The sequence below is a fragment of the Psychrobacter sp. NC44 genome (assembly GCF_904846655.1).
Lineage (GTDB): Bacteria > Pseudomonadota > Gammaproteobacteria > Pseudomonadales > Moraxellaceae > Psychrobacter.
The window spans coordinates 1-15,407 of sequence record NZ_CAJHBN010000016.1; the positions used below are offsets into that span (position 1 = coordinate 1).

Below are 15,407 nucleotides of genomic sequence, written 5' to 3' on the forward strand. Positions count from 1 at the left end.
CAAGGGTGGATGGAGAATAATCTGCCTAAGCTATTTCAGGATATGGGCTGTATTTATTTTATTGTGAACTGACTATACTTCATGAGCGACAAAAAAAATAGCCCTAATGCGCAGTTAGAGGCAAATTTAGCCAAAATTGCTAATACTAAGCCACGTAAGCGTATGCGTAAAGATAATATCTACGAGCGTTTTATCACGCGTGTCGAAAATGTCGATAGTAATGAGGATAACGCTACTTTCAAAGAAAATGCATTAAAACCACTAGAGAATACCAATCATCTTTCATCGTATGAGCCATTAAGCGCCACAGAGCTAGAATTATTTGCTACTTTAGAGCAAGAAAGCGTGAGCGCAGGTATTAATGTAGATTTTTCTGATGACGATAAAGACGAGGGTTTTTCGACAAATCATGCACCGATAGCTAATACTGACAACTCTTTAGACTCTGATGCAAATAACGATAAATCTTCTTTATATATCGCTGACAGCGCAAATGCTGATGATTTAAAACGTCAAGATTCAGAAAAATTAGCAGCGGAAAAAGTTAGAAACGAACAACTATCTAATAATAACGACGCTGTAAATGACAGTGCCATTGCTAAACAATTAGCAAAATCAAAGGAAAAGCAAGTAAGTAGCAAAAAACCGCTTATTATTGGCATGATATTTGGCTCATTATTGATTGCTATTATTGTAGCAACACTAATTTTCACCGGTGTTCTATCGACCTCAACGAAAACGATTGCACCTGATAGTGCAGAGACGAAAACAACAACGACAGATGCAGCACCAGCTGTTAGCACTGGCAAAGCAGTAGTAACCGATGACAACCAACCTTCTGCTGATACAGGCGCGATAGACAAATCGACAGTGATATCGCAACCAGAGGAATCCCCCACTGAGAATCCAGACACCAATCCTAATGGAGTAGAGACTACTGAAGCCCCATCGACCATGCCAGCAGCTGAGGCAGCCATCACTTATGATGACTTTAGAGAAGAATCCCAAAGTACCTTGTATCGTGAGACCAATGATTAGGGTCTGCTGCACATTCATAATTTCAACTAGTCATTCAATCTAAGGTATATTCTCAATTCAAATGGACTGAATTTTGCCAAGCAGCGTTAAATATCTGCTTAATACCTCGAGATAGTCTGTGCTATTTTACTTATTAGACTGCAATTCATCTCATTTTTATCACCATTTTTCAAATTGCTCATCAGCAATTAGCCATACAATAATAGTGCTTTCAAGCCGCTTATCAGTCAATTCTATCGCTCATACCAAAAATCATTGCAACATACCCGAGAGCCCGTATCCTGAGATCAAGGATACGGTGATAGGCCGTTCATAACATGGATTGACTCGGTATTGAATTATGACTCTCTCAGACAATAAAAGTGATATCAATAAAAGTGTTGGCTTATCCAGTAATTCTAATAACGAGCCACTATTAGCAACCGACACAGCAAAGCTAGCAAAAGACAGTTTGCTGAGTCATGTAAAATGGTTTGCTATAGTGGGTGTCTTGTTGTTAATGACTATATTTGTGTCGGCTCGTTTTTTTTCAACAATCCCTCAAACATCCATGGTAAGTGTTCATCTACCTGTTACGGTAGCTACTCATCAAATCAACGAGTCGGCAGCAGATAGTTCACCTCTAGCAGAGGTTAAAAAAAATCACAATCAGGCTAATGTTGAAGCTAAGCACGCTCAAGTCGAGACTGCTATCAGTTATGGTGATTTTAGACAGGAAGCACAGAATATCTTATATCGTGAGCCAGAAGCGTCTGTCTCACATGTGAACCTAAATACAGCTAGCATTGAGCCTGCGATTAGTCATGAAGATTTTAGAGTAGAAGCAAAAAACATCTTATACCGTGAGGAAAAATAATCAAGTTTATATGCTAATACAATAGCATTGAAACGCAGATGACGACTTATTTAAAACCAGCTATTTGACATATGCATATCTCCAGATAGCTTTGTAAGCAGGCAGAGAAGCTCCTACTCATTGGAGGGATTTGGTTAACTTAGCCTCGTTATATCCTGATATTGAAATAATATAAACGCGAGTAATGAGAGTGCTAATATTCACACCTTCATTAGGAGAAAAATCTGCAAGATTGATTGGCTGACCACTCTTTGAAAAGCAAAGTGGGTATTCAATAAATGGTTGATAAGTTTATTATGCATATTGCATTTTCGACATTTAATTTACAAAGGCGGCAGTATTTTTAACGGCTTTACAAATTATTAATACTGAGTGCTCAGATGCATTTCAATCAAATAGCTGTAATAGAAACATTGTTATAGATTTAATTCTATAGTCAATCCTATATAAATCAGATACGGTGTCAGGCTCGCTTAGTCTACTATTTGTAGTACTTTCGCTCGCCTTCCTTGTATCTGAATTATATTGTACCGGCTATATATTCATAAAGGTTCAAAAAACATTACACTCGTTTCAGTAGGCGCATAAGGTTTATGGTTGCTGTTCTTAGGAATAACAACAACTTCACCAGCGTTCACCTCTACGGTTTTGTCTTCTAATATAATAAATAACTGGCCTGACAATACGTGAAATAGCTTATCTTCATATTCGTGATTATGCCATTCATATTCACCTTTCAATTTAGCCAGTTTTACGGTTAATTGATTAAACTGAGCGATATCAGTAGGCTTCCAAAACTGTTCAATATCATCAAGCTCTTTTTTTATATTCGCTATCAGCAGACTCATGCTTACTCCTTTTTGGTATGTGAATACCATTGAATTATATTTAATTGATAATCATTAACATTAAGATGATTGTTTATTACTAATAATGCTATTATTGCTTCAAGACTGGAGAACTGGCTATTTATACGTGTAAAGCTATTTTTAGCTGGATATAACATAAACACACATACCAAAACATCTTGATTGTATTTATATGGCAAACTTACATGCATTTTACGACCACTATCAGACCGAATACTGGTCTTTCGATCATCCTGATTCTGACTATTTGATTAAACGTCCAACTTATGATGGCAGCTCTGGTTATGGTGACTTACTGAGCTTGCATAATGGTATCGTGCTCGGTCGAAACAGCATTGCTAGCAGCCAATCTTTGGTGGAACCCGCCGCACCATTTTCTTGTGATGTAGGGATGCACTTAATTGTAGATGCGAACTATACCTTACATGCTAGTAATTTACGGACTGATACAAGTATTCATTCGCAGCAAATTTGGCGACGATCAGGAGATTTTGGTGATATAAACTCTATAGTTGACACTGAATATTTGCAGAATTCCCCTATAAATAGCCATATCGTAACAATCGATTTTAATCAAACATTGTTGTCGCGCTGGGCAGAAAGCTTCGCTGTTCCAACATGGCTATTACCTTCTAATAATCAAGATCCTGAAATGGTTCAAGTCAGCTTATCCAACCAGCCACGTCTACTTGCTCGTGCAGCTTATATCCTCTCTTTACCTTGCTGTACTTTGAGTGATCGATTAGCTTTAGAGAGTCAAGCATTGCTGCTTTGCCAAGATATTTTAGGCATTCAAGATATATCAGGCCGATTAGCAAACCAAAAAAGCCAAATTGATCAGGCCGTTGATATTATTCGCCAAGAGTACAGTAATAAATTAACAATTTCCTTGTTGGCTCAACGAGTGGGTATAAACGAATGCTATCTCAAGCAACAGTTCAAACAACAAACGGGTAAAACAATCGGCAGCTTTATCCGTGAACTGCGTATGCAGGAAGCAATGCGTTTGTTGCTAGATGAATATAAAAGCGTCCAAGAGACTGCATGGTATGTTGGCTATCGTGATCCTAGCAATTTCAGTAAAGCTTTTGCCAAATTTTATGGCGTTACACCCACACAACTTATCTAGCCAACCAATAGATGTCAAGCTGCCATAATCTTCTAAAATCAGCTAAATAAGCATTGCTGATATACGACTTATTTATACCAAACCTATGTTGCGCCTGAGTTAATTCAATCTTTAAACCTTGGTAAATGCTGAGGTGTCGTTCCGAATAAGTTCCCTTATTCACGGTATAACTTCCCAATTTCACCTTATATTCAACTTACCTATTCAAACAAGCATAGTATGATTGATTCTCATTTATGCTTTAATGAAAAATCCTAGCAATGAGTTTTATAGACTGTTGGTGGTATGTTTCAGCGTAGTAAAAAGTCATTCGTAATAAGTAAGAAGAACTTCAATAATGCGCTCACTATCTTTGTTACTCATTTTACTCTGTGCCGTTTCTCTTATGCTGGGCTCAAAACAGACCTCACTTATCGCCCTCTTTAATTTCTCCAACGATGCATGGTTGACCCTAACGGCGAGCCGTATACCACGGCTGATTGCGCTGGTACTGACAGGAGTGGGTTTGTCTGTTAGCGGCGTGATTTTACAGCACATCGTCCGTAACAAGTTTGTTGAGCCCGCAACTTCAGGGGGTTTGGATGCTGCCAAACTTGGCATTTTGGTCTCGCTCACCATGCTTCCTAATGCCAGTACGAGTAGTAAAATGATCTTTGCGCTGGTTTTTTGCTTTGCCTCAAGCTTACTTTTTATTCTCATTATTAGCCGTATTAAGTTTAAGAGCGCTGTTCTTATTCCTGTCCTTGGGTTGATGTATGGCAGTGTGCTGAGCTCAATTGCGGAGTTTTATGCGTATCGCCATAATATTTTACAAAGTATGCAAGGGTGGTTATTGGGAGATTTTTCAAGGGTTGTACAAGGTCATTACGAGCTGATTTATATTATTTTGCCCATCATTGTATTAGCCTATATTTATGCCCATCGCTTTACGGTACTGGGTATGGGCGAGGACATGGCCGCCAGTCTAGGACTCGGCTATGCGGCGACAGCTGCCTTAGGGCTTATGCTAGTCTCAGTAACGGTGGCCGCTTCAGTCATCACCATCGGCGCCATACCTTTTGTGGGGCTGGTTATTCCAAATCTAGTCGCTCTAAAGTACGGGGAAAACCTGTCGCGGACACTGCCAGTAGTCGCCTTAGGCGGTGCTTGTTTGCTGCTGATTTGTGATATTTTTGGGCGGCTCGTCATTTATCCTTTTGAGGTTCCTATTGGCCTTACCGCAGGCGGGGTAGGCGGTGTGATATTCCTTGTGTTAATCATGAGGGGAGTAAGATGAGTACTGCGGCAAAGATTTGGACGACCTTGATAATGATTATATTGCTGGCGCTTATTTTCTTATTTATAGGCTCTGATTTAGATTTTAATTACTTAATTCCTAAGCGTTTGATGCGTCTAGCGACTATTGTTCTCGGTAGTATATGCTTAGCTTTTTCATCTATAATCTTTCAAACTATTGTTGGCAATCGTATTTTGGCACCTTCTATCATGGGCTATGAGGCTGTTTATTTACTGTGGCAAGTGCTGCTGCTGTTTGTGATGGGTACAAATGGACTGATGCTGCTGGGTGTCAGTGGTAATTTTATCGTATCAATCGTATTGATGCTGGCATATTCTTGGGCACTTCATCACTGGCTTTTCCCTCGATGTAAAAATGATGTCTATACCTTGTTGTTGTTTGGCTTGGTACTGACGATGGTCATCGGTACGATTACGCAGTTTATTCAGCTGCGTATTAGCCCCGGAGAGTTTTCGGTTTTTCAGGGGTTGAGCTATACCTCGTTTAATCGATCTCAGCCAGAGACTCTGTTTTATGGAGCGCTTGCGGTAGCCACCGTACTATGGGTTAGTCGTAAAACATTGCCTGTCTTAGATGTGATGGCGCTTGGCCGTGAGCAGTCGCTGTCTCTTGGTGTAAACCATCCTAAATACGTTAAGTTATATCTTGCTTTAATTGCCATTTTGGTGGCTGTGTCAACGAGCTTGATCGGTCCTACGGTATTTATGGGCGTGTTCATTGCCAACATCGCTTATGCGCTTGCAGGGAGTAACTGGCATAGAGTCACCTTACCCATCGCTTGTGCCATTACTATCGCCATATTTTTAATCGCTCAAATCTTTGTTGAGCATGTCTTTAATTATAAAACCAGTGTCAGTATTCTCGTCAACCTTGTGGGTGGCATCTATTTTCTCGCGCTGACTGTCCGTACTAGAGGGTTCACATGATTACCATCAACCATGTCCATAAAAACTATGGCAAAAAATCTGTGCTATCAGATATTAGCCTAGAATTTCAGGCTGGCAGTGTTACCTCTTTAATTGGTCCTAATGGTGCTGGAAAATCCACCTTGTTGATGATGATGGCAAGGCTATTGGAGCCAAGTAGTGGTCAGATATCATTCAATGATCGTGACATCCGTGAGATTGGTACTTCTGAATACGCGCATCACGTTGCGACATTACGGCAGTCTCCAGGGTTTAATCTACGATTAACCGTGGAAGAGCTGATCTCCTTTGGGCGCTTTCCGTATAGCCGTGGTGCGTTAACCACAGAAGATCGACGCATCATTGATGAGGCCATTGATTTTTTGGCATTAGAGCCTCTACGTCATTCTTATTTGGATGAATTAAGTGGTGGACAGCGGCAAATGGCTTTTTTGGCGATGACCATCGCGCAACAAACAGACGTGTTGTTATTGGATGAGCCACTAAACAATCTTGACATGAAGCATGCAGTACAAATCATGCAAGCCTTACGCCGTCTATGTGATGAGCAGGGGCGCACGGTTATTTTGGTGATTCATGATATCAATTTTGCAGCCAACTATTCTGACCATATTGTGGCGTTGAAGAATGGCACGCTTAGCTTTAGTGGTCTGTCTGAACAGGTCGTGACAGAAGCCAACTTAAGTGAGTTATACGATCTTGATTTTGAGATCATTCGTAGTGAACGTGGTTGCCTGTGCAACTACTTCAATTTATCAGGGGATGCAGTATGAATTTGAGTAAGAGAGATTGGGTTTGGGTACTGGTCATGTCGGCAGCGGTATCATTACAAGGATGCGAAAAAACTTCTACTGAGCTGACAAATGAGCCAGCACACGCGTCACAAAAACTTGAGACGCCCATCACGATCAAGCATGAGCTTGGTACTACTGTCATCAATAATCGACCGCAACGCGTCGCGGTACTGGATATGAATGAAGCTGATTTTTTGGATCAGCTCGATGTTCCGATTGCAGGAATGGTCAAAGACTATATTCCGCACTTTCTTTCGCAGTACAAAGCGGATGACGCAGTAGAGGACTTGGGCGCTATTGTTCAGCCAAATATGGAACGTATCCATGCGCTACATCCTGATCTGATTTTGATGACCCCGCTTCACGCCGCTAACTATCAAGAGCTGTCAGGGATTGCACCGACTCTACATTTCGATGTGAATTTTAATAACAGTCAGCAGCATATAGCCAGTGTTAAAAGCCACTTATTAACTTTAGGTCGTATTTTTGATAAGGAGGCATTGGCAGAACAAAAAGCCACGCAGTTAGATACAAGAGTCAAAGAGGTTCAGGACTTCACAAAAACCCGCCCAGAAAAAGCACTGGTTGTCTTACATAATAATGGGGCTTTTAGCAATTTTGGGCTGCAATCACGCTATGGATTTATCTTTAATGACTTGGGTGTGAAGCCTGCGAGTACGATTGTAGAGACCAGCCTACATGGACAACCGATTTCTAGTGAGTTTATACAGCAGGCAGATCCAGACATTCTTTATATCGTAGACCGTACCGCTGTCATGGAGCATCGCGCTATTATCAATCCTGAGGAGGTGAGCAACCCTTTACTTCGTCAAACAGCAGCATGGAAAAACGGTCGTGTTGTTTTTGTTGATGCAGATGCGTGGTATATAGCAGCCGCCAGCCCAACCTCATTAAACATCATAATGGACGATGTCCTCAAAGGTTATCAACCAACGTTCTAAAGCTATCCTAAGACGAATGATGTTTTTAACGTAGGACTAGGACACGGCCTAGTGAATGATTAAGTGAGAAAGAGAGGGTTCTTCTTATCCTAAATTGTTAATGATTATCATTTGTATTTTTATTCGCATTATTATTTTCCATCAAAACAAGAGGACGTTTCCATGCACCAACTTCAACACCTAGGTCATAAAAATAGGGTCAAACAGCGGGCGACACTGACCAAACCTTCTTTTGCGCTTAATCCTTCTTTCGCGCTCAATTATATCGTATCAGCAAGACTTGCCATGTCTTTGAGCCTAGTCGCTGGGACGGTATTCATCTGTATGCCATCAGCGTATGCACAGACAAATAGTAATGTGACACATAGTGAGCAAACTACTGAGTCTGGCAAAGGAGCGAAACCCCCACCGTTAGACGAGGATAATAACGTTCCTACAGTGACCTTGCCTGCGATAACGGTAGTGGCAGAACGCAACGACAATCCTAGCTACGCAGGCGGGCAGGTGACCTATACCAATCATGCTGGGTTTTTGGGAAATAAGGATTTTTTAGAGACGCCGTTTAGTGCCATCAGCTATACCGATAAATTTATTGAAGATCAGCAAGCCATCGATATTACGGCTGTCATCGCTGCTACTGATCCTGCCGTCTTTAGCAGTGGGGTTGGTGGCCAGAATCTTGAAAGTTATTCTATCCGTGGATTCTCTTCAGACATTGGTGATGTTACGGTAGACGGGCTATTCGGTATGGCACCTTATTATCGTAGCTCACCTGAGATGTTTGAGCGTATCGAAGTACTCAAAGGGCCCTCAGCTTTATTGAATGGTATGCCGCCCAAAGGCTCAGTAGGCGGTGCAGTCAACCTAGTGCCTAAACGAGCAGGCGATGAGCCGTTGACGCGAGTGACGGCAAGATATTTATCAGACTCACAACTTGGTGGGCATGTGGATGTAGGACGGCGTTTTGGTGAAGACAAGCAGTTTGGTGTTCGGATTAATGGTGCTTATAGAGAGGGTGATAGTGCAGTAAATGATCAAGAAAAACAAGCGCAACTGGCTTCTGTTGCACTGGACTGGAAAGGAGAGCGTGCTCGATTATCGACAGATCTTTATCATAGTAAAGATCGTGTCGATGGACCGACTCGCGGTCTCACCCTAGCACCAGGATTGTCGATTCCTAAGCCGCCCAAACCAGAGACGCTACTGAACCCAAGCTGGGCATTTAATGATAGTGAAGATAAGGGGCTAATGATACGTGGTGAATATGATGTGACTGACGATTTAATGATTTATGGTGCGGGCGGAAATAGTAAAACAAAATTTAAGTCGCAGAGTGCCTCTGTCGCGCAGATTATCAATGCCGCAGGAGATTATCGGACTAACCTTGGAGAAGTTGATGATGAAGTCGAAAGACAGTCTGCTGAGATAGGGTTAAAAAGTAAATTCCAAACAGGACGAGTTAATCATCAATTGGCATTTAACATCGTTGACTATCAGGAAGATTATGATTTAAGTGCTAGAAGGGGTTTATTAGCTGAAGACTGGGTCACGAACATATATAAACCAGTATGGGAGTCGCGTAATATTCCCTTCAATTCTCCTGCGCTACTGAACACAAAAACGAATTTGACCAGCTATGGTCTTGCAGACACACTGTCTTTTGCTGAGGATAAATATCAGCTGACTTTAGGACTGCGACATCAACAGGCAGAAAGTAAACAAGCAGGTATGCTGGCATCAGCAAAGGATTACAACGAAAGTGCGACTACGCCATCAATAGCGCTACTAAGTAAAGTAAACGATCAAGTTTCTTTATATGCTAACTATATAGAAGGTTTGAGCCAAGGTTCTACTGCACCGATAGATGCAGAAAATGCTGGTGAAATGTTTGCCCCTTATAAGACGCAACAAAAAGAAGTTGGCGTAAAGCTTGATCTTGGTGAGTTCTCACATACCCTAAGTGCTTATGAAATAGAGAAACCGAATAGTTATTTGGACCCTGTTAGTAATATCTTTTCTTATGCTGGCGAACAGCGTAACCGAGGTGTTGAATGGGGGTTTTTTGGCTCACCCATTGAAGATATACGCCTAATGGGTGGGGTTTCATATATTGATGCGAAGCTAACCAAGACGCTTGGTGGCGTTAATGAGGGCAATAGAGCTACAAGTGTCCCAAAATGGCAGTCTAAGCTTGGCGTTGAATGGGACCTACCTTTTATTCAAGACTTGACATTGACAGCTAATGCAAACTCGATATCTAAGCAATATCTCGACGCAGGCAACTCACTGTCATTACCAGGTCGCACTGTATATGATTTAGGTGCACGTTATGCCACTTCTTTTGATAAAAAGCCGCTGACATTGAAAACAAGTGTTGCTAACGTAACGAATAAAGCTTATTGGGCAAAGCCGCATTATACCAGTCTAGGTTTGGGTGAGCCACGTACATTTATGCTGTCAGCCACAATGGATTTTTAATTTGAGTTAAGGCGTGTTTGTAATATCATTATAGATTAGTGAATTAGAGTGCTAAAGATTTGCCGCACCCAAATAGGAAATTTATTAGCATATAATTCACTTTTCTGTGAGTTCAAGGCTCAAAAAGTAGATGAGATGTAGACTTAGCGATATCAATAATTACTCGTTATTCTACTGGCAAGTTGTTACCTAAAGCATAAATAGAATGGTGCCTATTGGAGTGCTTTTTATGGCACTTAAATTGCTAGCCACGTTAACTTTAGCATTGCTTGTGTTGGTAAATGAAGGAGTGAGCCACAGCTCCATAATCATGCTTAGCAGAACGAAAGTGACACCTACTGTACGCCCAGTATTTATCTCTCTTGCCGGCAAATTCATAAGACCGTATTGGACTAATATTAATGAAATGAGCAGTAGCATACTACCACGGCGAGCCACTTCTGGTAATTGTTGTTCTAAATCCATAGTACATCGACGTCACCAGCAGCTTCCACCGCTCGTCCCAAGATCACAATCACCTTAGCTTGAGCATCCAGCTCATGACTACTACGCTAATCGTTGTCGAAATTAAGCAAACTAACAAAGCCACTGAAATAAAAATAGCAATGAGTTTGCCTTTTGAGAGGACGGCAATATAGTCAGTTCAATTTAATTTGGCATCTTCTATCGTACCAAGGACATCATACGATCTAAGAAGCCTTGTTCAGGCGCTTGGGTGATATGAATAATATATCAGTGTTGAGCCATATAGAAAGCTATTAATTGAGTTATGGATACCGCTTAGATATCAAATCTTGAGTGACGCTGGAGTAGTATTTTTTCGGAAGCAATAGGGTTTTTAATATTGTAAATAATTATAGAAACAAAAATGATTATCATTTACAATATTGTTCACAAAGTTAGTACACACAGCATTATTAGCTAAATATAACTTTTACCACTCTTTGATCCTCCAATTAAGTGAAGTGAATATGAAACGCCACCATCAAGTTGCTCTATCCTTTCTTACCTTTTGTATCAGCCAGCAACTATATGCACAAAACAATGTCAGTGCTATGGACATCGCTTCAAATACGACGCTTTCAGAAGACTTAGCTGTCAACGCCGCCTCAAGTGAGTTACCAAACGTGACTTTAGATACCATTACGGTCACTGCTAAAGCAAGGACAGGAACGGCTTTGGCACAAAAAATTAGTGAGATGCCCGCCGTCACACAGGTAATTACCGAAAATGAGCTACAAATGCAGGCGACAGGCAATCGTACTACTGGAGATATATTGGCTCAGCTGATTCCAAGTTTAGGGGCAAGTAGTGGCTCAACCAGTAACTATGGCACGACCATGCATGGCCGTCCCGTGCAGTTTTTGCTGAATGGTGTGCCACTGAGTGGCTCACGCAGCCTTTCACGCGAGCTAAACAGTATCGACCCTGCGCAGCTTGAGCGGGTAGAGGTGCTCTCTGGTGCGACCAGTATTTATGGGGCTGGCGCGGCTGGTGGTCTGATTAATCTCGTCACAAAATCTATGGTGGGTTACGGCTCTATCAGGCAAACCAGAGTCGGCGTCAGTAGCAGTCGTAATTTTGACTCAGATTCATTGGGTTATCATGTGGGGCAAACATTGGGTTATGGCGGTGAGCGAGTCTATGGTCGCCTAGATGTGGATTATGATCGTAAGGGCGGCAAATTCGATAGCCACGATAATCGCATCAGTCCAGACGTCAATCAAACTGACCAACAAGATACCGAGTCGCTAAGTGTTAACGGTAGCTTGGGTATAGAGCTCACTGACAGCCAACGTCTTGATTTGGCAGTGACTTACTATAATGATGAGCAGGATACTGACTATGGTCCAGACTATGGTAAAAATTTACAAGTATTATTAAAACCGAAAAAACTACCACCATCTTTAAAAGCGATTGACGGTGCCGACGTAGAAAACGAGCCTTATACCACCAAAACATCGGTGAACCTAGATTATAATAATGATGATATTGCAGGCTCAAATCTGAGCGTGACTGGTTATTATCGAGACGAAAAAGGTCGTTTTTATCCTTCTGGTAAAGATTTCCCTGCACAAGCGGGCGAAGTCTGGGTGGCTAATGGCCTTACCGATGAGAGTACGCTAAAAGAATTACTGGGCGGGGCAGTCGTCGTCACTCAATCAGAAGCTAACATTGAGGTGATGGGTTTACGTGCCGCCATGCAAACAGATAGTGAAATTGGTGGTAAAAAAACGCTATTTAGCTATGGTGCTGACTTTGAACGCGAAAAAAGTGAGCAAACCTATGAAGGCCAAGACTTAAACATGTTTATTGCTAGTAATGGTTTGAGCGCTCAAACTAATGGTCTTACTTATAATGGCGGACCAGATACCACCATTGATAAATGGGGCGCTTTTGTCAATGCGGATATAGATATCACTGATAAATGGCATACCAGTGCGGGCGTGCGCTATCAAAAACTCAAAGCAGAAACGGCTACTTTCACGCCCATTTATGAGCAATTGCTCGAAGAGTATTTTAATGATCCTCTCATCAACGGTGTCAGTAATGCTTATGGCATTGACTATCAGGCCGGTCAAGTGGAAAAGGGCAATACAGACCACGATAAAACCCTATTTAATATCGGTACCAGCTATCAATTAACCCCAAATGACCAAGTATTTGCCAATTTTTCACAAGGCTTTACGACTGCTGATATTCAGCGTGCGCTACGTGATGTACGGGCAGGCTTTGTCGTCAACTCAGACAATGTACAACCTATCGCAATCGACAATTACGAGTTGGGCTGGCAAGGTAAGCATGGCAATACTGCTGCACGATTGAGCGGTTTTTATAATGAATCAGACAAAACGGTACGTTTTACCAATGACTATACGGTAGAAGTGGTCGATGCTGATGAGCACGTCTACGGAATAGAAGGTTCGCTCAGCCATGATATTGATGATCAATGGCAATTGGGTGGCAGTGTCGCCTATACTCGTGGCCAATATGATAAAGATGGTGATTGGTTGGAGCTTGATGCCGTACGCTTGACACCCCTTAAAGGCACTGCATTTGCGCAATACAACTTTGATAAAGGCAGCAATGTACGTCTACAAGCATTAGCAATTGGTGGTGATGATAAAGCCTTTAAGGATCAACAAAAAGATCCTGATTCTAGCGCATTACCAGTCACAGGTTATATGACGCTTGATGTATTAGGACAAGTCAAAATGCCGGTAGGCCGAGTAGACTATGGGATTTATAACTTACTCAATAAGGATTATCTAACGGTCTATCATCAAACAACCTATGGTGACTTGAATCGTCTGCCTGCATCGGGCACAACTTACGGGTTGAGCTACACTGTGGATTATTAAAAATAATATCAGAAAACCTTTTACGCTAATTATTGAATAGCGTGAAAGGTTTTTACATTTTTCAAAACCTTTGCAATTTCTTATAATAGTAAGCCTGTAGCATTATGGTATAGACTGTATTTAAACAGGCATTCATCAACATTCTCCTAGCCGTTATTCGGTATCAACTTTTAGTACGCTATCTATGAGTAAGGGAGTAGCAAAATACTGCTTTACTTTTTACTTCCTTATTTAGTCTGTCTCAATTCGTCATGAACTTTTTATATACTTCGTGAAGTCGTCGTATTTCTCGCTTTTGTTCTATTAATGTCTGAAACTGTGCTGATATGATATAGTCAGCGGACCACTAAACTGTTAGGTATGATGCTCCCTTCATTGTACTACTTGCATGATCTGCGGTTACCTGTTTTTAATATGACTTTTAAAAAAGATTTGATATATGGCTGCGAAAACCTTAAAAAACTATTTGGAAAAAATAGACGCTGGTGAAGCTGTTAATCTTAGAGCTTTTCAGAAATTAATAGCGTCTATTTCATCCTTTGATGGATTTGCTGAGTCTGACCTACAATCGATTAAAAAGGGTGCACATACTTACATCCTAAGTTATATCGACCCTGAAAAGTTGGCTTTTTTACATCATTATGCTGACAGTCAAGGTGAAGATAGAGTCTCAGGAGCAATGCAAAATAATAGCCATGCATTTAAAGTGAATGGCTAACTACTCCTTATCCAAAAATACCAAAACAATCCTGACGTTCTGATATTCAAAGACGACGGTAGGATTCCTAAATATAAAACCAATAAGTCTGCGTTAATATTAGAAAACAGAGAGCTGTTTATTCATAGCGATAAAACATTTAAGTTTTTGAGCGAGCACTACCAAATTACTGAGGATATGCGTAAAGACATTGACGTCATCTTTGGTGCAGGGACAGAGATTACTAATAGCTTACACCTTCCATTTTTAAGTCTTTATAACACCTTGTATTTATGTCTAGATCTTGACTTGGGCGGCATTAAAACGGCAACCTCACTGATTAATAACTTGCCATCAAGCATGGAGATTCACTTTGTCATTCCAAATGATGTCGAGTCTCGCCTTAAGCAAGTTATTGATAAATGTTCGCCCGAATATATGCAAAAGGTATACAACCTTGATGAGAATATGCCTCAAGCACTGCTCCCCTGCATACGCATTATTAAAAAACATAATACTATCTTAGAACAAGAGGCATATTTGTATGGCTACTGATTTTAATACTCATCACCTGTCTTTTAATGAGCTTACGGCTCACAATATAAATGCCCCTACTATGGTTCATAAAGATAGTCCATTGATCGACAATGACTTAGAACAGGGTATTGATGACTATTTGAATGATGACTTTAGACTCAACTATTCTCTTAATAAGATTGTTTTAGTTAACTCCGCAAGTCATGCTTACTCAGAGATACCCATCGACGAGCCTTTAGTACTACTTGGTAAAAATAACCGCGGCAAAACCTCTAGTCTCGCCGCGACTAAGCTTATTTTATACCCTGAGGTCAATTTTAATAACTGTGAAAGCAAATTTAACTTTACGAACAAAGCAAATTTAACTTTACGAACAAAGCAAATGATCCCTACAGCAAGGAAGAGTCTTACAAACATTATTTTCCAATCAGTGAATCTTTTATCGCCGTAGAAGTAAAGAAC

Annotated in this window: 14 protein-coding genes; 12 read left to right on the forward strand and 2 right to left on the reverse strand. The window is 41.0% G+C overall.

What is annotated here, in order from left to right:
- Window positions 1-81 precede the first annotated feature (81 nt).
- Window positions 82-1,038, forward strand: coding sequence for a hypothetical protein (locus JMX95_RS11245; RefSeq protein WP_201501281.1), 957 nt, complete (start codon window positions 82-84; stop codon window positions 1,036-1,038).
- 340 nt (window positions 1,039-1,378) lie between these two features.
- Window positions 1,379-1,894, forward strand: a complete 516-nt coding sequence (locus JMX95_RS11250) for a hypothetical protein (protein ID WP_201501280.1) — start codon at window positions 1,379-1,381, stop codon at window positions 1,892-1,894.
- 542 nt (window positions 1,895-2,436) lie between these two features.
- Here JMX95_RS11250 and JMX95_RS11255 read toward each other — a convergent pair.
- Window positions 2,437-2,742, reverse strand: a complete 306-nt coding sequence (locus tag JMX95_RS11255) for a cupin domain-containing protein (protein ID WP_060491130.1) — start codon at window positions 2,740-2,742, stop codon at window positions 2,437-2,439.
- Window positions 2,743-2,935: 193 nt separating this feature from the next.
- Here JMX95_RS11255 and JMX95_RS11260 point away from each other — a divergent pair, with 193 nt between their 5' ends.
- The 6 genes from JMX95_RS11260 (at window position 2,936) to JMX95_RS11285 (ending at window position 10,349) form a co-directional block, all read left to right on the forward strand.
- Complete coding sequence (locus JMX95_RS11260) at window positions 2,936-3,892, forward strand: helix-turn-helix domain-containing protein (protein WP_198329938.1); 957 nt, start codon at window positions 2,936-2,938, stop codon at window positions 3,890-3,892.
- Window positions 3,893-4,229: 337 nt separating this feature from the next.
- Window positions 4,230-5,168, forward strand: coding sequence for an ABC transporter permease (locus JMX95_RS11265; protein ID WP_193007411.1), 939 nt, complete (start codon window positions 4,230-4,232; stop codon window positions 5,166-5,168).
- A gap of 32 nt (window positions 5,169-5,200) precedes the next feature.
- Window positions 5,201-6,115, forward strand: a complete 915-nt coding sequence (locus JMX95_RS11270; RefSeq protein ID WP_372860370.1) for an iron chelate uptake ABC transporter family permease subunit — start codon at window positions 5,201-5,203, stop codon at window positions 6,113-6,115.
- Window positions 6,112-6,888 carry an ABC transporter ATP-binding protein gene (locus JMX95_RS11275; RefSeq protein ID WP_193007409.1) on the forward strand — a complete coding sequence of 259 codons (777 nt, stop codon included), beginning with the start codon at window positions 6,112-6,114 and terminating at the stop codon, window positions 6,886-6,888. The genes JMX95_RS11270 and JMX95_RS11275 overlap by 4 nt, the downstream gene beginning before the upstream one ends.
- Window positions 6,885-7,871 carry a siderophore ABC transporter substrate-binding protein gene (locus JMX95_RS11280; RefSeq protein ID WP_193836977.1) on the forward strand — a complete coding sequence of 329 codons (987 nt, stop codon included), beginning with the start codon at window positions 6,885-6,887 and terminating at the stop codon, window positions 7,869-7,871. The genes JMX95_RS11275 and JMX95_RS11280 overlap by 4 nt, the downstream gene beginning before the upstream one ends.
- A 162-nt stretch (window positions 7,872-8,033) precedes the next feature.
- The gene (locus JMX95_RS11285) at window positions 8,034-10,349 is read left to right on the forward strand and encodes a TonB-dependent receptor (protein WP_227676053.1); all 2,316 of its coding nucleotides are present in this window, start codon (window positions 8,034-8,036) and stop codon (window positions 10,347-10,349) included.
- Window positions 10,350-10,538: 189 nt separating this feature from the next.
- Here the strand turns inward: JMX95_RS11285 and JMX95_RS11290 are convergent, their stop codons facing one another.
- Window positions 10,539-10,814 carry a hypothetical protein gene (locus JMX95_RS11290; RefSeq protein ID WP_193007407.1) on the reverse strand — a complete coding sequence of 92 codons (276 nt, stop codon included), beginning with the start codon at window positions 10,812-10,814 and terminating at the stop codon, window positions 10,539-10,541.
- Between the two features lie 506 nt (window positions 10,815-11,320).
- Here JMX95_RS11290 and JMX95_RS11295 point away from each other — a divergent pair.
- The 4 genes from JMX95_RS11295 to JMX95_RS11310 all read left to right on the forward strand — a co-directional run bounded on the left by JMX95_RS11295 (window position 11,321) and on the right by JMX95_RS11310 (window position 15,396).
- Window positions 11,321-13,711 carry a TonB-dependent receptor gene (locus JMX95_RS11295; protein ID WP_201560845.1) on the forward strand — a complete coding sequence of 797 codons (2,391 nt, stop codon included), beginning with the start codon at window positions 11,321-11,323 and terminating at the stop codon, window positions 13,709-13,711.
- A gap of 439 nt (window positions 13,712-14,150) precedes the next feature.
- Window positions 14,151-14,429, forward strand: coding sequence for a hypothetical protein (locus JMX95_RS11300; RefSeq protein ID WP_201560846.1), 279 nt, complete (start codon window positions 14,151-14,153; stop codon window positions 14,427-14,429).
- A 177-nt stretch (window positions 14,430-14,606) separates the two neighbouring features.
- Window positions 14,607-14,963 (forward strand): hypothetical protein, encoded by a 357-nt coding sequence (locus JMX95_RS11305; protein WP_201560847.1) that lies wholly within the window; start codon window positions 14,607-14,609, stop codon window positions 14,961-14,963.
- Complete coding sequence (locus JMX95_RS11310; protein WP_201560848.1) at window positions 14,953-15,396, forward strand: hypothetical protein; 444 nt, start codon at window positions 14,953-14,955, stop codon at window positions 15,394-15,396. The genes JMX95_RS11305 and JMX95_RS11310 overlap by 11 nt, the downstream gene beginning before the upstream one ends.
- Window positions 15,397-15,407 lie beyond the last annotated feature (11 nt).